Here is a 20,133-nt window from a genome sequence, read left to right as displayed (position 1 = left end):
TAATCCTTAATTTAAGGGCGCTAATTGAGAAGCGCTTTGATAGAATAAGTGTTACAAATTTGATAGATGCTTAAAACTTCTTTGGTGTTGTCGCTTTGGTTTTTGGAATTGTGCGTGATTAAAGGGGGCAAAACTTTTAGAGCGCTTTTGGAATTATTCCTAGCCGCTCCAAGCATCAAATGGGCGTTTTTGTCTTTAAAACTTTGGACAAACCTTAAAGCCTCTAGCGTGAGCTTAACGCTTTTTAAACCCTCTACCACCAAGCAAAGCGACAAGGCTTCATAGCAAAAAATAAAATACCCTTTAGGCTTCAGGCATTTTTTCACTTTAACCGCTAAAGAAGCGAAGTCTAATTCGCTCTGGTGCCTCGCATGCCCTTTAATTTGAGATTTAATAGAGCCTAAGGCATAAAAAGGAGGGTTACACACAATTATATCATACAAAATCGGGGGGTTGAAATCTAAAAAATCGCTCTCAAACACTTGAGCGTTAGGGAATTTAAGGGCGTTTTTTTGGGAGCAAAACGCCATTTTGCTATCCTTTTCCACTAAATGAACGCTCGCTAGCGGGTTATCTCTAGCGCAGAGCAAGCCTAGAACCCCACACCCTGAGCCTATGTCTAAAATCACGCCGCTATTTTTGATAAAAGGGCGTGAAAAATCGTATAAAAAAAGCGAATCGCTATTGTAAGAATAAGCGTTTAAGGGCTGGTATAATCTTAAGAGTTTTCTATCCATAAAAGGGCTTCATTTTCTAAGATTTGCGCATGCAACAACCGCCCCTTAAAAGGGGTTTTTAGAGTGAGCGTATTAAACGCTTCGCTAATCATAGACGCATGCGAATGCAAAAGCAATACATCAATTTTGTCTCTCAAGCTCTCAAACAATCCCCACCCCCCTTCAATGAAATTAAACCCCTTCTCTAGGGGTAAATCTTTGGGGTCATGGAAAGTATTAACCAAACGATTGGGTGCAAAAAAAACTTTTGAATTAGGATTAATTGAGTGCTTGGATAAAATAGCGATATTGGGGTTTTTATTGTGATAAAAGCTATCGCAAAAGCGAGAGTCTAATAAGGGGTTGTCCGTTCTTATGGTTTTCCCAGAAATGATGAGCGTGTCGCATATTGCTCGCTGGTTGTGCGTAAAAATAACGCTTTTTGGCCCGGTGATCTTGCCATGGTAATAATCCCCATTCATCCTTAAAGCGAGTTTGAACAAATTAAAACGCCCCTTTTGTTCCATTACTCTAAAAGGCAAGAGCAAGTCTTTAGCCTTGTTTTCTAAATTATGACAAATTATTGTTTCAATACGAGCCTTTTGTAGCCTTGCTAAACCCCCTTTTTTAGCTTCGTTTTCTTCTGCGGCAATGACCACCCTTTTAGGCTTTAAAATTTCTAACAATTCGCTGCACGCCGGGGTTTTGCCATAAGAATTGCATGGCTCTAGGGTGATTAAAAAAACGCAGTCTTTAAAAGCGTTATCGTGGCGCGTTTTTAAAAAATCGCTTAAAGTTTTAGGGTCTTCTAATTTTTCTAAATCGTTTTTTAAATGGGGGCGTAAAATCTTTAGCGCTGATTTAGCGGCCAAGACTTCTGCATGCGGGGTTTTGGCTTTTTTGTGGGTTTCTAAACTCAAGATCTCATGGTTTTTATCTAGCACCATGCAAGCCACGCTTGGGTTTTCTAAGGCTAGGGTTTGATGCTCCCATGCCTTATTCAAGCACATTTCTAATAAACTTTCATAAAGTCTCATGATGGGAAAAAAGGCAAGAGCAAAAAGCCTTTAATCGCTAAAGCGTTAATAATATCAACAAAAAACGCCCCCACTAAAGGCACGACGATAAACGCTACATGCGATGGTCCATAGTGGTTGGTGATGGTTTGCATATTCACCATAGCCGTTGGAGTCGCTCCAAGCCCAAAACCGCAATGCCCCGCGCACAACACCGCCGCATCATAATCCTTCCCGCATACCCTAAAGGTTACAAGCACCACATAAAGGATCATAACCACCACTTGAACGCTCAAAATAACCGCTAACGGCACAGCGAGTTTTAACAATTCCAATAAATTCACGCTCATTAAAGCGTAGGCTAAAAATAAGCTCAAGCTCACGTTCCCTATGACTGAAACCTCTCTGTCAAACACGCTATGGATTTTAAAAAACGACAAGGCATTTCTTAAAATAACCCCTACAAACAAGCACCACACAAAAGTCGGCAAGGTGAAGCTTTTAGGCATCAAATGCGATAAAAAAGTCCCCACCAATAAAGCGATCGCAATCAAAGCTAAAGTTTCTACAAAACTGGATGCGGTGATCAGGCGTTGCTCTTTAGGGGTTTCAAAGCCTTTAGACACCACGCCCTCTAAAGTGTCTTTTTCTTTGGTGTCTTTAGGCTCTAGTTTGTATTTAGAAATCAAATATTTAGCGACAGGCCCTCCAATAATCCCTCCGCTCACCAAGCCAAAAGTCGCGCACGCCATGCCCACTTCTAAGCTAGAGCTAAAATTGTAAGGTGGTTGGGTGAAAAAATTAGCCCATGCCGCGCTAGTGCCATGCCCTCCCACTAAAGCAATAGATCCCCCTAAAAGCCCCATTAAAGGATTGACCCCTAAAAGGCTAGCGATAGAAATCCCCACTGCATTTTGACACACCACAAACCCCGCCACAGCCAGCAAAAAGACCGCAAGCATTTTCCCGCCTTTTTGTAAAGATTTGAAATCCGCGCTCAAACCAATGGTGATAAAAAAAGTCAGCATTAAAGGATCTTTTAAAGAAGAATCAAACTGCAAGCCAAAATTATAAAACTGACGCACTAACATGATAAAAAAAGCGACTAAAACCCCGCCCACAACAGGCTCTGGAATATCATAATCGCGCAAAAACTTGACTTTAGAAATCACATAACGCCCCAAGAGTAACACTAAAACCATGCACACCAAAGTGGCATAAATATCCAACTTAATTTCTTGCAAGCTTGCATCCTTATTAATCAAATTTATCTTATTATAATATAATACCCCCCTAAAAGAACGAGATTAGTTAGAAAGTAGGTGTTCCTTGCATACAGTATTACAAATTGGAGCTGGTGGCGTAGGCAGTGTGGTAGCACACAAAATGGGCATGAACAGAGATGTGTTTAAAAATATCATTTTAGCGAGCAGGAGCTTAGACAAATGCTATGCGATTAAAGAAAGCATGCTCAAAAAGGGTTTGGGGGAGATCAGCGTTGAGCAAGTGGATGCAGACGATACGCAAGCCTTAGTCGCTTTAATCCAAAAACACAAGCCTAAAGTCGTTGTTAATGTGGCTTTACCTTATCAAGATTTAACGATCATGCAAGCATGTTTAGAGACTAAAACGCATTACATTGATACCGCCAATTACGAGCACCCGGATTTAGCGAAGTTTGAATACAAAGAGCAATGGGCGTTTGATAGGGCCTATAAAGAAGCAAGGATTTTAGGGGTTTTAGGGGCTGGGTTTGATCCGGGCGTTACTAACGCTTATGTCGCTCACGCTCAAAAACACCATTTTGACACCATCCACACTTTAGATATTTTAGATTGTAACGCCGGGGATCACAAACGCCCTTTTGCTACGAATTTTAACCCTGAAATCAATTTAAGAGAAGTCAGCTCTAAAGGGCGTTATTATGAAAACGGCAAATGGATTGAAACCAAGCCTTTAGAAATCAAGCAAGTGTGGGCTTACCCACAGATTGGCGAAATGGATTCGTATCTTTTATACCATGAAGAATTGGAATCGTTAGTCAAAAACATTAAAGGCTTGAGGAGGGCGAGATTTTTTATGACTTTCTCCCAAAATTATTTAACCCACATGAAATGCTTAGAAAATGTCGGCATGCTAGGCATTAAAGAAATAGAGCATCAAGGCGTAAAAATCGTGCCGATACAATTTTTAAAAACCTTGCTTCCTGATCCAGCGACTCTAGCCAAAGACACCACCGGTAAAACCAACATCGGGTGCTATATGACCGGCATTAAAAACAACCAAGACAAAACGCTCTACATTTACAACGTGTGCGATCATAAAAAATGCTATGAAGAAGTGGGATCGCAAGCCATAAGCTACACCACCGGTGTGCCAGCGATGTGCACGGCTAAAATGATTTGTAATGACACTTGGAGCGCGGATCATTTTAGGGCCGGGGTGTTTAACATAGAAGAATTAAACACCGATCCCTTTATGGAAGAATTGATCAAACAAGGCTTGCCTTATGAAGTGATTGAGCGCTAGTTTTAGGCTTCAATCCTCACTGGGTGCGATAAACACCGATTCCCTTTCTATCGTAATATTCTTATCGTCTGCGCTATAAGCTTGTATGGTAATAGGGATTAAAGCGTCTTTAGCGCGTTTGTATTCTGTGGCGTTACTTTTTAGGGGTTTTCTTAAGATCACTACCGCTTTGATCTTTTGCCCGGCTTTAATGGCGATAGGATTCAAAGGCTTTTTGATTTGAATGTCTTTTTGCCCTAAAATTTTGAAATAAAACTCATGGTCTTTATTGTCCGTGTTATGGAATAAAAACACGTAATCGTTATCCACATACCCACTAGATCGCAATTCATACAGATCGCTGTTGCGGTTAATGTCTAAAAGCATGCGTTCTTTTTTAAACGAAGTGATGGCTAAAAGAGCTATCACAACAGCGATAACCCCCATGTAAGCGATCGTTTTTAAACGCACTAGGCGCACTTTTTGGCGCGTGTTGGTGGCGTTGGTTGAAGACCATTGGATGAGTGAAGGGCGGTTGTATTTAGCCATGGTGATGGTGCATGCATCCACGCACTCTAAGCAATTGATGCATTCTAATTGCAAGCCCTTCCTGATGTCAATATGCGTGGGGCAAACCTGCACGCAATGCAAACAATTCACGCATTCGTTTTCAGCGCTGCGTTTTTTGGGGGGTAAGGGAAAAAGGCGGCCCTGATTGTCATAAAGCGCTCCGCCGCGCTTTTCATCATAAATAGGGTTTAAGGTGTCATTGTCATACAACACCGATTGCACCCTAGCGTAAGGGCATAAATAGATGCAAAAACGCTCCGCAACCACCACTATATCAAACAGCACCACTAAGGCGCTAAAAAGCCAAAAACCCATAGCAACAGGGTGATCGCTAGGGTTTTTAAGATACGAAAAAAAATCTTCTGGGGCGATGAAATAAAAGAAAAACAACATCATTAGCCCCGCCACAACAGGAGCGAATAACAAAACGCTCAACGCTTTACGGATCTTATAGCTTGGGGTGTTTTTAGGGCTTTCTTGTTTGTTGCTGATCTTTTTATGGAGTTTGAAAATCTTAGTTTCAATCACATCTCTATAAAGCACCCTTAAAAAGGTTTGCGGGCAAGCCCAACCGCACCACACACGCCCAAGGCTAGTGGTGATGAAAAAAATCCCTATAAAAAGCAAAATAACCATAAAAGGCATAACTTGCAATTCTTCAGCGCTAAAGATCTTGCCTAAAAAATGCAGTTGCTTATGCTCAAAGGAGATCAAAAACAAATGCGCCCCATCAATGCGAACAAAGGGCGTGACTAGTAGCGCTAAAGAAATCAATAAAAACCCTATATAACGCTTCAAGCGAAACGATTTTAAAAAATGGCTAGAAGTTTCAAGCATTCTCAATATCCTAAAATTTTTAAGCCACTATACCCTAACAACTTAACGCTTTCACTTAAAAAGCAACATGTTATAATGATCGCTATTTTATTTGAAAGGGTATTTATGGAAGGCGTTTTAAATTTCCTAACCAATATCAATGTGATTTTCACCCTTTTGGGCTATTTGATTGGGGGGATTCCTTTTGGCTATGCGTTAATGAAAATCTTTTACGGCATGGATATTACTAAAATCGGATCGGGGGGCATTGGCGCAACAAATGTCTTACGCGCTTTACAAAGTAAGGGCGTGAGCAACGCTAAACAAATGGCTCTATTAGTCTTAATCTTGGATCTATTCAAAGGCATGTTTGCGGTGTTTTTGAGCAAATTGTTTGGGTTAGATTATAGTTTGCAATGGATGGTCGCTATCGCTAGCATTTTAGGGCATTGTTATTCGCCTTTTTTGAATTTCAATGGAGGTAAGGGCGTTTCTACAATCATGGGCTCTGTGGTGTTGCTCATCCCTATTGAAAGCCTCATCGGCTTAACGGTGTGGTTTTTTGTGGGTAAGGTGCTTAAAATCTCTTCACTCGCTAGCATTTTAGGGGTAGGCACAGCGACTGTTCTTATCTTTTTTATCCCTTATATGCATATCCCAGACAGCGTCAATATCCTTAAAGAAGTCGGCACACAAACGCCGATGGTGCTTATTTTTATTTTTACCCTTATCAAACATGCGGGTAATATTTTTAATTTATTGACCGGCAAAGAAAAGAAAGTCTTATGAAAACTAAACAAGCCGTCCATATCCACCACTTGGTGTTTGAAACGATTTTAGGGATTTTAGAATTTGAACGCTTAAAACCCCAAAAAATAAGCGTGAATTTGGATCTTTTCTACACGGAATTACCCAATAAGGCTTATTTAGACTACATGGAAATCCAAGAGCTTATTCAAAAGATGATGCAAGAAAAACAATATCTTCTCATTGAAGACGCCCTGAAAGATTTAAGCCATGTTTTAAAAACGCGCTATAGTGGAATCTCTGAGCTTTATTTAAAAATCAGCAAGTTAGAAATTTCTCCCAATTCTCAAGTGGGAGCGAGCGTGAAAATTTGCTATGAAACCAATCTTTAGCCTCTTTTTTCTCCTTATGGTTTTAAAAGCGCACCCCATAAACCCTTTATTAGAGCCGTTATATTTCCCCAGTTACGCGCAATTTTTAAATTTAGAACCTCATTTTGTCATTAAAAAAAAGCGCGCTTATAGACCTTTTCAATGGGGGAATACCATTATCATCAAACGCCATGATTTAGAAGAACGCCAGAGCAACCAGCCAAGCGATATTTTCCGCCAAAACGCTGAAATCAATGTGTCTTCTCAAACTTTTTTAAGAGGGATCAGCAGCGCTTCTTCACGAATAGTGATCGATTCGGTCGCTCAGTAATCAGCCGCTCAGTAAAATGCTAAAACTTTTTTTAATCACATTTTTCTTCATATTTTCTTAATCCTAAAACAAATTTAAGGTATTATTAAATAGAATAATGTAATAATAACCTTAGGTTTAAAACTTGACTAAATTTTTAGAAGAAAGTAAATAAAAAGGCTAAAAGAAATGCTTAGAAATCAATTTCGTATCGTGTTTGTCTCTTGTATTGTCGCTAGCAGTTTGCAAGCTCAAGAAAATACCCACACTTTGGGTAAGGTAACCACTAAGGGTGAAAGGACTTTTGAATACAACAATAAAATGTATATTAACAGGAAAGAGCTCCAACAACGCCAAAGCAACCAAATCCGTGATATTTTTAGGACTAGGGCGGATGTGAATGTGGCCAGTGGGGGCTTAATGGCGCAAAAGATCTATGTTAGGGGGATTGAGAGCCGTCTCTTAAGGGTAACCATAGATGGCGTCGCTCAAAATGGTAACATTTTCCACCATGACGCTAACACCGTGATCGATCCCAACATGATTAAAGAAGTGGAAGTGATTAAGGGGGCGGCGAACGCTTCAGCGGGTCCAGGTGCTGTTGCGGGTAAATTATCTTTCACCACGATTGACGCTAACGACTTTTTAAGAAAGAACCAAACTTATGGTGCTAAAGCGGAAGCGGGCTTTTACACTAACTTTGGATACCGCATGAACGCCACTGCAGCCTATCGCGGTAAAAATTGGGACATCCTAGCCTATTACAACCATCAAAATATTTTTTATTACAGAGACGGGAACAACGCTTTTAGGAATCTCTTCCACCCTAACTACGATTTACAAGACCCGAGCAATAGCGACATTGGCATAGGGACTCCAAGCGAAGTCAATAGCGTTTTAGGTAAAGTCAATGGCTATATCAACGACACGGATACCATCAGCTTAAGCTACAACATGACAAGGGAGAATTCCACCAGGCTTTTACGCCCTAACACCACTTCAGCCCTCTCTAAAGCCAACGACCCAGGAAGCCAGCCAGCGCCTTTTGTGATTGACTTTGGGAAAGAATTAGCCCATACGATCAACTTCAACCACAATTTGAGTCTGAAATATAAGCATGATGGAGGCACTAGTTTTAGTCAGCCGCGCGTTGAATCTACTGCCTTTTTAGGGGTAAGGGGGGGCGATTATAACCCTGTGGTGAATCCTTTCGCTTACAATTCTAACGAGCCGGCTAACCCGGATTACATCCCTGAAGTGAGAGAGTGGTGTAACAACCCAGACAATATCAGCCAGTGCACGCAAGGGGCTATCAGGCCTTCTAATGGAGGGTATCAAATAGGCTATGGTGCGCCTAACTCTATTAATTGGCAAGGGACTAGCGATTCTAGTGGAGGGGCGCAAGCAGGATACGGGCAACTTAGCGCTACCATGCTTTCTACAAGCGCGAATGTTTATCATGGGCTTGTCCCTAAAAATCCTGATTATGACATGACCCCCCCTAACGCTCAAAACCCTAGCGCAAACGATTGGACTTTAGGGAATGCGGACGCTGAGGGGACTTTAGCCAGAAGGATTTTCTTAATCAACTCAGGCGTTAATTTTAAAGTAACCCACCCCATTAGCGAAGATTATGGGAACGTGTTTGAATACGGCATGATTTATCAAAACCTGAGCGTTTTCTCTGGATTGGATAAAGGCAAAAACGGCTATTATAAAAACAACATTGACCCTAACGACCCTAATGGGCCGGGCTTGCCTTACCGCCATTACTACACCGATCAAAGCTCTCAATACCCCCAAAATCTAAATGCGCCTAACCCGCTCTATCGTAACATGCCTCAAAATTCGCATGCGATTGGGAATATCATCGGTGGGTTTATGCAAGCGAACTACAATCTCTTGAAAAACCTCATCGTGGGTGCGGGAACTCGTTATGATATTTATACTTTGTTGGATAAAAATGGCCGCACGCATGTAACTTCTGGATTTTCGCCTTCTGCGACCGTGCTTTATAACCCCATTGAAAGCATTGGCTTGAAAGTGAGTTATGCGTATGTAACTAAGGGGGCTTTGCCTGGCGATGGCGTTTTGATGCGCGATCCCACGGTGATTTATCAAAGGAACTTGCGCCCATCAATCGGTCAAAATGTGGAATTCAATGTGGATTACAACAGCAAGTATTTCAATGTGCGCGGGGCAGCGTTCTATCAAGTGATCAATAACTTCATCAACAGCTACGGGCAAGACACTTCTAAAAATGGTGGGGGTAACGCGACTGCAAAAAACATGTCAGGGAATTTACCCGAAACCATTAACATTTATGGTTATGAAGTTTCAGGGAATGTGCAATATAAAAATTTCGTAGGGACTTTCTCAGTAGCTCGCTCTTGGCCGACAGCTAGGGGGCATTTATTAGCCGATACTTACGCTTTAGCCGCCACGACTGGGAATGTGTTTATTTTAAAAGCCGATTACAATATCCACAAATGGGGGCTTACTTTAACTTGGCTCTCACGCTTTGTAACCAATATGTTCTATGAAGGCTATTCTATCTACTACCCCCAATACGGCTTGATGAAAATCCATAAACCCGGGTATGGCGTGCATAATGTCTTTATCAACTGGACCCCCACTTCTAAAAAATGGCAGGGTTTAAGGATTTCAGCCGTGTTTAACAATATCTTAAACAAGCAATATGTCAGCCAGGCTTCCGTGTGGCAAGCGAGCGCGGACGCTCCAGCGAGCGATATGATCCCTAAAAATAAACGCATGGCTCTCCCGGCTCCTGGATTTAACGCGCGTTTTGAGGTATCCTATCAATTCTAAAATGAAAGGAATCTTAGGATTTCTTTTTGAATTTTGAACATGGAAACAAACATGAAAAAGCCCTATAGAAACCGCCAAACTCTATGGAAAAAGTTCCGCTCGCTCAATAAACTCATTAAAATGCTCTTAAGGATTTTAAAAAAATAGTTTTATCAAAAATTTAGCGGGTTTAGTTTAAAATAACGCTTTATTTTAACTCTCAAAAAGGAAAAGCAAACGCGCTTATTATGGCTAAAGAAACGCTCTCAATAACCCCGGATCTTTTGAAAAGCCCTTATCAAAAAATCATCAACGCGAGCGCGAGCGTTTTTGATGAAAATCATGGGCGATCGTTTTTTAGCCCGCAATTTTATGAAAAAATTGAACCTTATTTAAAAGAAGTTTTAACCCAACCCATTGATTTAGAATGCGATCTCAACACCGCTAAAAAAAAGAACCGCTTAGCCCCTTTAAAACAGCTTTTTAAGGCGTGTTTTGGCACTGAAGAAATTTTGATCGTGAATAACAACACCAGCGCGATTTTCCTCATCGCTAACGCTTTAGCGCAAGAAAAAGAAATCGTTGTTTCTTATGGCGAATTAGTGGGGGGGGATTTTAACCTTAAAGATATTTTATTGAGTAGTGGGGCTAGGCTGCATTTAGTGGGGAATATTAATCGCGCTTATTTAAGGGATTACCGCTTAGCCTTGAATGAAAACAGCAAAATGCTCTTTAAAACCCACAACCCTACTTTTAAAAAAGACACGCCCTTTAAAGATTTGCAAGCCCTAGCCAAAGAGCATGGTTTGATAGATTATTACAATTTAGGGGATGTGGATTTGTCAGACAGAGCGGCTTTAGAAGAAATTTTAGCCCTAAAGCCATCGCTTTTAAGCTTTAGCGCGGATAAATGCTTTAACAGCGTTCAAGCCGGCATTATTATGGGGCAAAAAGAATGGGTTGAAATGTTAAAAAACCACCCCCTTTATAGAGCCTTGAGGGCGGGTAAAATCACCCTCACCTTGCTTTTTCACAGCCTAAACGCATGGGTCAATCATCAAGAAGAAATCACAATCCATGCACTACTCCACCAAACTAAAGACGCCTTATTGCAAAAAGCTCTCAAACTCTACGCCCTTTTAAAGCCTTTAGAATTGAACGTGAGCATAGCCTCTAGCTTTTCTAAAATAGGGAATTTACCCAACAAAGAATTAGAATCCTTTTGCGTGAAAATCCAGCCCAAAAACACCCAGAATTTAGATTGCGAGAAACTTTATTTAAAGCTTTTCCAAAAAGGCGTTATTACAAGAATTTCATGCGAATTCGTGTGTCTTGAAGTCTTTAGCTTGAATGAAAAAGATTTGGAAAAAATCGCTCTGGTTTTAAAAGAAATCCTTAACAAGGCTTAAAAATTCGCTATAATAAAATTTCTTTTAAACGCACCGCTCCCCACAACAGAATGACAGAAAACGACAGAACATCAATTTAAAGGAACTTAAGAATGGAAAAAATCAGCGACCTTATAGAATGCATTGCGTATGAAAAAAATTTGCCTAAAGAGATGATTTCAAAAGTGATTCAAGGCTGTTTGTTAAAAATGGCGCAAAACGAATTGGACCCCCTAGCACGTTACTCGGTAATTGAAGAAAACAAGCAGCTCCAGCTTATCCAGTTGGTAGAAGTTTTAGAAGACGATGATGAAAGGTTAATTAACGATCCGTCTAAATACATCAGCCTGTCTAAAGCCAAAGAAATGGATCCAAGCGTTAAGATTAAAGACGAATTGTCCTATAGCTTGAGTTTGGAGAGCATGAAGCAAGGAGCGATCAACCGCCTTTTTAAAGATTTGCAATACCAGCTAGAAAAGGCGTTAGAAGACAGCCACTTTGAAGCGTTCCAAAAGCGCCTTAACAGCGTTTTAATGGGGCAAGTGATATTAGTGGATAGCAACCAAAACACTTTTATTGAGATTGAGCAGCAATTTCAGGGCGTTCTTTCCATGCGCCATCGCATCAAGGGCGAGAGTTTTAAAATAGGCGATAGCATTAAAGCGGTTTTAACGCAAGTCAAACGCACGAAAAAGGGCTTACTATTAGAGCTGAGCCGCACCACCCCTAAAATGCTTGAAGCCTTGTTGGAATTAGAAGTCCCTGAAATTAAAGATAAAGAAATTGAAATCATCCATTGCGCGCGAATCCCAGGCAACAGAGCGAAAGTGAGCTTTTTTTCTCATAACGCTAGGATTGATCCCATAGGCGCGGCCGTGGGGGTTAAGGGCGTGCGCATCAATGCGATAAGCAACGAATTGAATAAAGAAAACATTGATTGCATAGAGTATTCTAATGTGCCTGAAATTTATATCACTTTAGCGCTCGCTCCAGCCAAAATTTTAAGCGTTGAGGTTAAAAAAATCCCCATAGAAGAATTGAGTGCTGAAGAAAAAGAATCCATTCAAGAGCGTTTCATTATCAATAACCATTTGCAAAAGGCTAAGGTGCGTTTGTTAGACGTTGAAAAATCTAAAGCTATCGGTAAAGGCGGGGTGAATGTGTGCCTAGCGTCCATGCTTACAGGCTATCACATAGAGTTTGAAACCATTCCTAGCGTCAAAGAAAACGCAGAAAATGAAAGCGAAAAAGAAACGCCAAAAGTAGGGGTAGAAGCTTTAGAGTCTTTGTTTAAGAATTGAAATGATTTCTGTGAAACTTATTGAGTCCTTAATCAAAAGGACTTTAAGCTAAGAGCGGTATTAAATAAGCGCATGATTGAATTTCTTAAGGCTAAATTTGAAAGAAATAATTCAGGTTTTTCAATGAGTATTGAGATTTTCAAAATTGCAAAAAAACACTCAATTAGGAAAAATTTGCATCAAATTTTATTGGAATGACGCAAAAAATGGGTTGGATTGAATTTAAAGATATTTAGAAACTAAGCCTTGTATATAGAAACTAATCTCTGTATTATATGCAATTCTCCACAAAAACCAATCACAAATAGAATTGTAACTATTAGATTAAACCAAAAACATGGGGTTTTTGCAAAAATTTTCTTGTTTATCTTTTTTCTCTTTTGACAAGGATATTTTTGATAAAAAAGAAAAAAGCAGATACAAAATATTCCCAAAAAAATAAAGCTATAAAAGCCATAACAAAAACCAAGCGATAGGCGTTCGCTTTATCAATATTTGATAAAACAGAAGTGGAAAACGCTAATCCCGCAACAAATGTTAAAACAATAGAAGCAAAAATACCTAAAATGGTTATGTATTGTGTTTGTTGTTTATTCAATTCTTCGCTTAATTTTTTATAGTTTTTATTTAGATCATCTTCTAGCTTATTAGAAACATCTTTAACTCTACTCATTTTCTCATCAAAATCTTGCAGTCTGATACACTCTAAATTCATGTGATCATAAAGCTTTTCTAATTTTGGTTTAATGTTTTCAACTTCTTTATTATCTTGAATCTCTTTGAGTGTCCTTATATTTTGTGCGAGCGTCATAAAGGCTTGCTCTTTATCCCTTGTGGAATTTAAAATAGTAGTTGTAATTTTTGAGTATTTATGCCTGTATTCTCCTTCATAGATTTCTTTGAGATCTTTGATGATTTGATCTGTTTGGCTAGACAAATCCCCCTTTTCGCACAGCAATACAATCATTTCTTCTAGCTTTTTATCTTTATCTTCTTCTTTAGTTTCCATTTGTTTGCTTTGCTTCTTGTTTGATCAAATCTTTGCTAATAATTTCTTTTCTGTCTTCTTTGAAGCTTTTATGCCAAGCACCATCTTCTTTATGACTCTCTTTCGCTAAGTCCCAATAGGATTTTTCGTTGCATTTTTCTATGGAGTGGTTGATGGTTTCAAGTTCATCTTTTCTAAGATTTTGTGAGAGAGTTTCTTCTTTGGGTTTGTCAATGGAATTGGCACCATAATTGCGGTATTCATAATACACCTCTCTTGCAACAGGCCCGTATTTCCAAGCTTCAAAATCATCAGAAACTAGGTGTTTGTCAAACTTTTTGATATAATCAAGCTCTGTGAAATACAAAGTTTTTTGTAATTCTAAGTTACTCAATTCTTTGTTTGAATGCTTAAGAATATATTTTGCTAGTTCCAAAGTATTGACCATTAATACCTCCTAGTTAGTTTTTGCTAATTTTAACTAAATATTGTTAACTTTTCTAACCATTTCTTTTCCAATGATTTTAATTTCTTGAATTTCTTAAAGCTAATTCTAGAGAAATAATTCAAGTTTTTTCAATGGATATTTAGCCTTTCAAAATAGCAAAAATCGCTTGATGGTTCAACTAGTGAACTATTTCCCATATTAAGGGAATTCAGTAACTTTTTTAATTTATTTTTGAAATTCTTTTTTGATGAATGAAATCCCTTTTTTTTGACAATTCACTCCAACCATTGCAATTTTTTAATGCATTTTCGTTTTCAACTCTCAATACTTCATATGCAAAAAGCCAAAATTCATCATCTAATATATATGTTCCATCTTCTGACTTAATCATCGTTTCAGCTCTTTTTAAATATTCATCAATCGCAGAACTCTCTGAATCTTTTCTTGCCCTTAAATATCCTAAAAGCATAAAAATACAATCATTACTTTCAAGGGCCATACTATGGCAAGTTTTTTCCATCTCAAAATCATATTTTAGAGAGAAATACAACGCATAAGAACAAGCTTCATGATTATTGTTTTTTGACCCTGCTTTAAATATATCATTAGAAATTTCTTGAATTTGATTGGTTTGGATCGAATAGTTATTGTTATCAAACACTTCTTCAATACAAGGGATTAAATAAGGATAGAGCAAAGCTAAATGGTGCAAGGTGCTAAAATAATATTCTCTTGCGTTATCTGTCATCTTCTTTTTGTTGAGCATTTTTATAGCATATTTTAAAATGGAAGCCTTATTATCATTTTGTTTTATCAATGCAATAGATTTATCTAAAAAAGCAACAACGCTAGGGTATTTAATTTTCCCTTTATACTCATCCATTTTAAAAATTTTTAACTGATTGATCCATTCTTCTTCATACGTTAAGGGGAGTTCAAAAATTTTTGTTTTTTTGTGGTTGAGTGAAAGGCTATATTTTTTAAGACACTTTGCGAGATCGATTGTAAATTGTTCTGCCTCATCTCTTGAATTCACATAGCAAGTATAATCATCAATGTGCCTAATATATCTATATTCTGTTTTATTTTGCTCTTTTCTTAAATTTTTTAAATCCCTATCAACGGCGACTAAAATAATTTCTGAAATCAAATTAGAACTATGCGGTCCAATAAGAATCCCCATAGTTTCCTTATGATTCATGTTTCTTGTTTGGGTATCAATCTCATCGCTCCAATGATTTTTGTCTTTTTTAGCAATTTCTTTACCACTTATTGCCCAAGGAATTGAATGCGTATAAATGCTTGGGAAACAAGTGGATATATCAGCCTTTAGCTTGTATCTCGCACCAATACGAATACTCCTCCCTAATTTCCCCTCACAAAAAATATCTTTATGACCCATATCAAAAATACTTTTTCTCATAGCAACTCTATCTTTAGAATAATCGTTTTGAAAAATTTTTTATTTTTAGGAATTTTTTGAATGTGGATGCGGCTGATCTTATGGGTATTGCCATCTGTCTTTTCTTTAAAATACTCCTTTAGTTTATCCCAATTATCCCGTAGAATTTTGCATTGATTGTAATAAGCCAAAGGATTAGGGATAGCAAAATATCTTGGTGTTCCAATATCTCTTATTCTCTCGTAAGTAATATGCTGATACCCCATCTTGCGTTTGGGGAATATCTTATTTTCATTATTCTTGCAATATCTGTAAAAAGGCTTTGATGTCAGAAAATTAGGAATCCTTTCTACAAACATCCCATATCCTAACAATCCCTTAAAAAGTTTATTTTGAGAAATCTCATCAAGACATTCAAAATAAGTCTTTTCTTTCACTTTTTTCATTAACATTACCCTCTTTTTGAAAGTTTTCCTGTTGCCAATATACAGATTCAAAAGCAAGTTGATGGTATTTTTTAGTTTTTAAGGCGTTTGCTTTAAACATTACGATCCCTACTATTTATGGTTTTAGTCCAAAGCCATGCGTTAGAAAAAGCTTTTTTAATCTTTAAATCGCACTTGATTGTTCTTGTTTGTTTTTATAGGGTTAGGATAAAATAACACTCACCCCCTAGTTTTTCGCTAGAGATTAGGGGGTAAATTACCTTCAAAGGATTACTATGTCCAAAAAACATGGTAAAAAGCCTTTGGTTATATTATACTTAAAAATACCTTTTTTTAAGTATAGGGTTAAAATCGTTGTTAAAAAAACCCATTAAAACCAAAGGTTTCCCCTATTTAAGGGGTTTCCTTTAAGGTGAATCGCTTTTTATTCACTGCCCGTTTTCAATGATTTTGATTTCTTCATCGGTGAGGTGGTAGAGCTGATAGACTAAAGCGTCAATTTCTTGTTCTAATTCTTGGGTGTTGGCTTTAGGGTCTTTTTCTTTTGATTGTAGGATTTGCTCCACTAAAGCGGTGATTTTATCGGCTAATTCTTGGTTTTTTTCGGTGATTTTAGGAATGGGAAGCCGTTCTATAAAAGCCTTTTTATAGCGATAGCCACTCTCACCTAGTCCTCCGCCAGCATAGAAAGTTTTGAAAGCAAAAGTGATCAATTTAGAATGTAACATTCCTAAAAGATAGCGCAAATGTTCTCCTGTGAGAATGAAGCTCGTGGCTTCTGCATAAAAATACCCTAATTCGCATTCTCCATTATCTAAATAAAATCGTGGCTCTTGAACGATTTCGCCATACACAATTTTCTCTTTTTCAAAATCCTCTAAATACGCGCAGTTCCTTAAGTGATAGGGGGTGTCTCCTTGATCGCATCGTGTTGCAATAGCGTCGTAATGAGCGTCTAAATGCGCTTTAATTGCGGGGTATTCTTCTATATCAATGGGTGGGATTTTAGATTTTGGGGCAGAAGTGTAGCCGTTATGGGTGTTAATCACCCACTCCCCCGCCCACTCATAAGAATACCTTTTAATGTCTTTCCCTCTTAAAATGGGTTTGATAAGCTCAATTGTCCTTTCTCTTTCGCTCATTCCCCTTTCATCTTTTTGCACATCGTCGCAGTTCTTTAAGATTTCGTCTCTTTTTTCAGTGGGAATGATGAAGGCTTCGTTAGCGCCGGTTTTTATCCCATAATTGATTTGAATGTCCCAGTCTTTAAGCGGGGTGCCAACACTCTCTATTTTGTCCCTCAAATCCAAAAGCGTGGCGTTGGCAAAAATAAAGCTTTCTGTTGAAAGCGCGTTTTGTTTCATGGAGAGGTGGGGGGTGCTTTTCAAATTTTCCTTATTGTTTTCGGTGGGTTCGTAATAATTAAAAACGCTCTCTTTAAGGGGCGCTTGCTTGATGAAACTGATAATACTTGTATCCACTGTGGCACTCTCAAAGACTTTTAAGGCGTTTAGTTCCATGTAGCTAGTAATCGTGGTTTTTTTGAGTAATAATTCTCTCAATTTGGCGCCGTATTTGGCTCGCGCGTATTTGTTGGAAGTGATGAAAGCGTTAAACCCCTTTTCTTTTAAAAGGTGGTAAGCCAGGGCAAAAAAGTAGGTGTAAATGTCGCTTGAGCTGTTATAGAAATCCTGGTATTGCTTTTGTAATAAAGGCTTTAAGTCTTTGATGTGTTCTTGGCGGATATAAGGCGGGTTGCCTATGATGCAATCAAAGCCTAAAAAATTCCCCTCATCGTCTAAAACTTCAGGGAATTCAAAGCGCCATTCAAGAGCGTTAGCGTAGCGTTCGTTTTCATCTTGTAAATCTTTATAAGATGTTAGGACATAGCGGTTAAAATGTTCTAGCCCTACTACTTTATCCGTTTTGTCTAGTTTGGGGTAGGGTGTATAATCATGAAAAAGGCCTTCATGCGCCATTTTCTTTTCTAATGCTAGGGCTTCCAATTCTAAGCCGTTATCGTTTGCCTCCTCTAAGATACTCTTGCCATAGAGTTCTAAATGCTCTTTTAAAAATTTTTTAAATTTTAATTCTTTTGGAGGGGGTTCTAAAGTGAGTTTAAAAGCTTCTTTAATTTTCTCTATCCTATCATTGAGAGCCTTTTTAAAATCTTTGTTAGGGTTTTGTGCTAATTCTTGATAAAGGCGTTCTTTAGCGTATTTTCTAACAGCGTGAGAGTCTTTTATGGGGTGCGTTAGGGTTTCTAAGATTTTAGGGTCTTTGTAGATTTTAACGAGTTCTTTATATTCAGCGATGTAGTATTCTAGATTTTTATTTTTTTCGGTTTTTAATAAGGCTTTATCTTTGAGGGCAAACCTAGAAATGAGCGAATTACCGCACTTGATGTTAATGTCAATGTTGGGGAGGGTTTCAAGATTGTTAGTGTTCTTGCCCTTTTCAAAAATATAATAGCTGTATTTTAAAAGCTCTATCCATAGCCTGAGCTTGGTGATTTCGCATGAATTGGGGTTAATATCCACGCCAAAAAGGCAGTTTTCAATGATGTCTTTTTTAAGCTCAAAAAGTTCTTTTTGGATTTGGTGGTGGGGGTCGTTTTCGCTATGCGGTATGGTGTATTTAAAGACTTTATCCTCTGGCGTGTGAATGATGATTTCATCGTTTTCTAATTTAAGATCATAGCGATACAAGGAAGCAATAAGCCCTAGCTCATAAGCAATTAACACCATTTCATTGAGCGCAGAGACTAGAAAATGCCCGCTCCCCACCGCCGGATCGCAAACGCGTAAAGTTAAAAGCGTGTTTAGGTATTCTTTAGCTTTTTCATTTGAAAAATTTCTGTCTATTTTTTCTCGCAACGCTTTTAGATTTTCGCAGTTCCACTGATAAGTGGCGTTGAATTTATCCAACACGATGGGCGTGATACTCTCTTTGCACATGTAGCTTGTGATGAAGCTTGGGGTATAAAAGCTCCCCTCTTTATAGCCGTTGAGTTTTTCAAAAACAAGCCCCAAAACGCTAGGGTTAATCAAACGGCTTTCGCTCTTATTTTGGTTATCTTTAATGTCTTTAGGGGTGGTGGTGAAATCATAAACGCGCAAAAATGCAAAAAGGTATTTTAGCAAGGGTAAAGGCTCTTGTTTTGGGTTGTCTTTTTTGAGAACGGAATTTTTATAGATTTCTAGCTTTTTATTGTCTAAAAGCTTGATTTCATACCCCTTTAATTCCAAAGGCGTTTTATCAAACAAACTGGAATTCAAATAAGGGATTTTTTCTAAAATCTTGTCTTGTTTAATTTCTGGTAAACGCTCGCTGTTTTTCTTGGCTAGGACTTCAAAAAAGAGGGTGTTTAGGGCGTTGAAATCTGTAAAGTTTTCTGTGGTTAAGAAAGATTTTTCAAAATGCTTGAAAGAAATTAAAAGGCTTTCTAAAAGCCGTAAAAACAAGATGCGGTTATTCCAAGCGATGAGTAACGCCATGACTTCTTCATCGTCTAAATTATTGTATGAACCTTTTAAAGCACCGCTTAGGGAGTTTTGGGTGCGGCTGGGCTTGATTAAAATTTTCCCTTTATCATTTTGCTCTTCTAACCCTAAAATGTAAAGCAATTCTTCATAAAAATCTTTGTTAAGCGTGTTAGCGTCAGAATATTTTGGAATTTTGAGCAAAAAATTAGGGCTTAGGGCTTGATAGATTAGGGCTAAATTTTCTTTTTTGAGAGGAATATGGTGGTATTTCAAAGAACGATCAAGCTCATTAAGGCGCTTTTGGCAAGCGTCATAAAACGCTTTTGTGCGTGGATCGTTACCCTTTTTATCATGGCAATTTTCAAAGGCTTTTTGAATTTCTTTATCTTTATTAAAAACCTCAAATTCGTCCGCATCAATGATATAAAGCTCTTTAATAGTGGCTAAGATAAGATGCTTAAGGTTGTTATTACCCTCTTTTCTTTCTGTGAGATAATACAAAAGGCTTTCATGAAAGGCTTTAACATTCAAATCGCCCTTTTTAATAAATTCGTTGGGGTTTTTAAGGGCTTTAAATTCAATGATCACCTCCACTTTGTTATTTTCATTAAGAATAGCGCTGTCTATTTTTTTGGTGGGCTTAACCTTGTATTTAAAAACGCCTTTCAATAAATCATTAAAAGCGTCGTTGTGGTGATTTTCATTTTCTTGTTGATTGGTTTCTAAAAAGGCGTTAAAAGCGGTTTCAAAAGCTTTCAGTTGCTCTTGATTTGGGTAGTTTGTGTTGGGTAAATCTAATTTTTTATAATCCAT

14 protein-coding genes and 2 pseudogenes are annotated in these 20,133 nt (G+C 38.2%); 7 read left to right on the top strand and 9 right to left on the bottom strand.

Annotated features, from left to right (window positions below; translation table 11 throughout):
- Window positions 1-20: 20 nt before the first annotated feature.
- From EAL04_RS00600 to gltS, 3 genes are read right to left on the bottom strand one after another with little or no spacing between them, the layout of a single operon-like run.
- Complete coding sequence (locus EAL04_RS00600; protein WP_120972535.1) at window positions 21-737, bottom strand: tRNA1(Val) (adenine(37)-N6)-methyltransferase; 717 nt, start codon at window positions 735-737, stop codon at window positions 21-23.
- Window positions 719-1,753, bottom strand: a complete 1,035-nt coding sequence (locus EAL04_RS00595) for a dihydrofolate reductase family protein (RefSeq protein ID WP_120972533.1) — start codon at window positions 1,751-1,753, stop codon at window positions 719-721. Before EAL04_RS00595 ends, EAL04_RS00600 begins: the two co-directional genes overlap by 19 nt.
- Window positions 1,750-2,976 (bottom strand): sodium/glutamate symporter, encoded by a 1,227-nt coding sequence (gene gltS / locus EAL04_RS00590; protein WP_120972531.1) that lies wholly within the window; start codon window positions 2,974-2,976, stop codon window positions 1,750-1,752. The genes EAL04_RS00595 and gltS overlap by 4 nt, the downstream gene beginning before the upstream one ends.
- Before the next feature lie 85 nt (window positions 2,977-3,061).
- Between gltS and EAL04_RS00585 the strand changes: the two genes are divergently transcribed.
- Window positions 3,062-4,261 (top strand): saccharopine dehydrogenase family protein, encoded by a 1,200-nt coding sequence (locus EAL04_RS00585; RefSeq protein ID WP_120972529.1) that lies wholly within the window; start codon window positions 3,062-3,064, stop codon window positions 4,259-4,261.
- A gap of 9 nt (window positions 4,262-4,270) precedes the next feature.
- Here EAL04_RS00585 and ccoG read toward each other — a convergent pair whose 3' ends face one another.
- Window positions 4,271-5,647 carry a cytochrome c oxidase accessory protein CcoG gene (gene ccoG / locus EAL04_RS00580; RefSeq protein ID WP_120972526.1) on the bottom strand — a complete coding sequence of 459 codons (1,377 nt, stop codon included), beginning with the start codon at window positions 5,645-5,647 and terminating at the stop codon, window positions 4,271-4,273.
- 105 nt (window positions 5,648-5,752) lie between these two features.
- Here ccoG and plsY point away from each other — a divergent pair, with 105 nt between their 5' ends.
- From plsY to nusA, 6 genes are all read left to right on the top strand, one after another.
- Complete coding sequence (gene plsY, locus EAL04_RS00575; RefSeq protein ID WP_041201731.1) at window positions 5,753-6,415, top strand: glycerol-3-phosphate 1-O-acyltransferase PlsY; 663 nt, start codon at window positions 5,753-5,755, stop codon at window positions 6,413-6,415.
- Window positions 6,412-6,765 (top strand): dihydroneopterin aldolase, encoded by a 354-nt coding sequence (locus EAL04_RS00570; RefSeq protein WP_120972524.1) that lies wholly within the window; start codon window positions 6,412-6,414, stop codon window positions 6,763-6,765. Before plsY ends, EAL04_RS00570 begins: the two co-directional genes overlap by 4 nt.
- The gene (locus EAL04_RS00565) at window positions 6,749-7,075 is read left to right on the top strand and encodes a Plug domain-containing protein (RefSeq protein ID WP_120868360.1); all 327 of its coding nucleotides are present in this window, start codon (window positions 6,749-6,751) and stop codon (window positions 7,073-7,075) included. Before EAL04_RS00570 ends, EAL04_RS00565 begins: the two co-directional genes overlap by 17 nt.
- 168 nt (window positions 7,076-7,243) lie before the next feature.
- On the top strand, window positions 7,244-9,883 hold the full coding sequence (locus tag EAL04_RS00560; RefSeq protein WP_120972522.1) for a TonB-dependent receptor: 2,640 nt from the start codon (window positions 7,244-7,246) through the stop codon (window positions 9,881-9,883).
- Window positions 9,884-10,110: 227 nt separating this feature from the next.
- Window positions 10,111-11,271, top strand: coding sequence for an aminotransferase class V-fold PLP-dependent enzyme (locus EAL04_RS00555; protein WP_120972520.1), 1,161 nt, complete (start codon window positions 10,111-10,113; stop codon window positions 11,269-11,271).
- Window positions 11,272-11,363: 92 nt separating this feature from the next.
- Window positions 11,364-12,551, top strand: a complete 1,188-nt coding sequence (gene nusA, locus EAL04_RS00550) for a transcription termination factor NusA (RefSeq protein WP_120972518.1) — start codon at window positions 11,364-11,366, stop codon at window positions 12,549-12,551.
- A 239-nt stretch (window positions 12,552-12,790) separates the two neighbouring features.
- On the opposite strand, the pseudogene EAL04_RS00545 reads toward nusA, so the two are convergent.
- From EAL04_RS00545 to EAL04_RS00530, 5 genes and pseudogenes are all read right to left on the bottom strand, one after another.
- Window positions 12,791-13,560, bottom strand: a pseudogene (locus EAL04_RS00545) (hypothetical protein).
- Window positions 13,550-13,987, bottom strand: a complete 438-nt coding sequence (locus EAL04_RS00540; RefSeq protein ID WP_120972516.1) for a Panacea domain-containing protein — start codon at window positions 13,985-13,987, stop codon at window positions 13,550-13,552. Before EAL04_RS00540 ends, EAL04_RS00545 begins: the two are co-directional and overlap by 11 nt.
- Before the next feature lie 225 nt (window positions 13,988-14,212).
- Window positions 14,213-15,841: pseudogene (locus tag EAL04_RS00535) on the bottom strand (RNA-directed DNA polymerase).
- Window positions 15,804-15,935, bottom strand: coding sequence for a hypothetical protein (locus tag EAL04_RS08185; RefSeq protein WP_276205504.1), 132 nt, complete (start codon window positions 15,933-15,935; stop codon window positions 15,804-15,806). Before EAL04_RS08185 ends, EAL04_RS00535 begins: the two are co-directional and overlap by 38 nt.
- 328 nt (window positions 15,936-16,263) lie before the next feature.
- Complete coding sequence (locus EAL04_RS00530) at window positions 16,264-20,133, bottom strand: type IIG restriction enzyme/methyltransferase (protein WP_120972514.1); 3,870 nt, start codon at window positions 20,131-20,133, stop codon at window positions 16,264-16,266.

The organism is Helicobacter pylori, assembly GCF_003638305.1.
GTDB classification, from domain to species: Bacteria; Campylobacterota; Campylobacteria; order Campylobacterales; family Helicobacteraceae; genus Helicobacter; species Helicobacter pylori_DJ.
Note: the sequence above shows the minus strand (reverse complement) of the source record. Positions and strands in the feature narration are given on the sequence as shown.

Coding starts and splice junctions, on each gene's coding strand:
- EAL04_RS00600 (WP_120972535.1), bottom strand. CDS start 737: ATGGATAGAAAACTCTTAAGATTATACCAGCCCTTAAACGCTTATTCT.
- EAL04_RS00595 (WP_120972533.1), bottom strand. CDS start 1,753: ATGAGACTTTATGAAAGTTTATTAGAAATGTGCTTGAATAAGGCATGG.
- ccoG (WP_120972526.1), bottom strand. CDS start 5,647: ATGCTTGAAACTTCTAGCCATTTTTTAAAATCGTTTCGCTTGAAGCGT.
- plsY (WP_041201731.1), top strand. CDS start 5,753: ATGGAAGGCGTTTTAAATTTCCTAACCAATATCAATGTGATTTTCACC.
- EAL04_RS00570 (WP_120972524.1), top strand. CDS start 6,412: ATGAAAACTAAACAAGCCGTCCATATCCACCACTTGGTGTTTGAAACG.
- EAL04_RS00565 (WP_120868360.1), top strand. CDS start 6,749: ATGAAACCAATCTTTAGCCTCTTTTTTCTCCTTATGGTTTTAAAAGCG.
- EAL04_RS00560 (WP_120972522.1), top strand. CDS start 7,244: ATGCTTAGAAATCAATTTCGTATCGTGTTTGTCTCTTGTATTGTCGCT.
- EAL04_RS00555 (WP_120972520.1), top strand. CDS start 10,111: ATGGCTAAAGAAACGCTCTCAATAACCCCGGATCTTTTGAAAAGCCCT.
- nusA (WP_120972518.1), top strand. CDS start 11,364: ATGGAAAAAATCAGCGACCTTATAGAATGCATTGCGTATGAAAAAAAT.
- EAL04_RS00540 (WP_120972516.1), bottom strand. CDS start 13,987: ATGGTCAATACTTTGGAACTAGCAAAATATATTCTTAAGCATTCAAAC.
- EAL04_RS08185 (WP_276205504.1), bottom strand. CDS start 15,935: ATGTTTAAAGCAAACGCCTTAAAAACTAAAAAATACCATCAACTTGCT.
- EAL04_RS00530 (WP_120972514.1), bottom strand. CDS start 20,133: ATGGATTATAAAAAATTAGATTTACCCAACACAAACTACCCAAATCAA.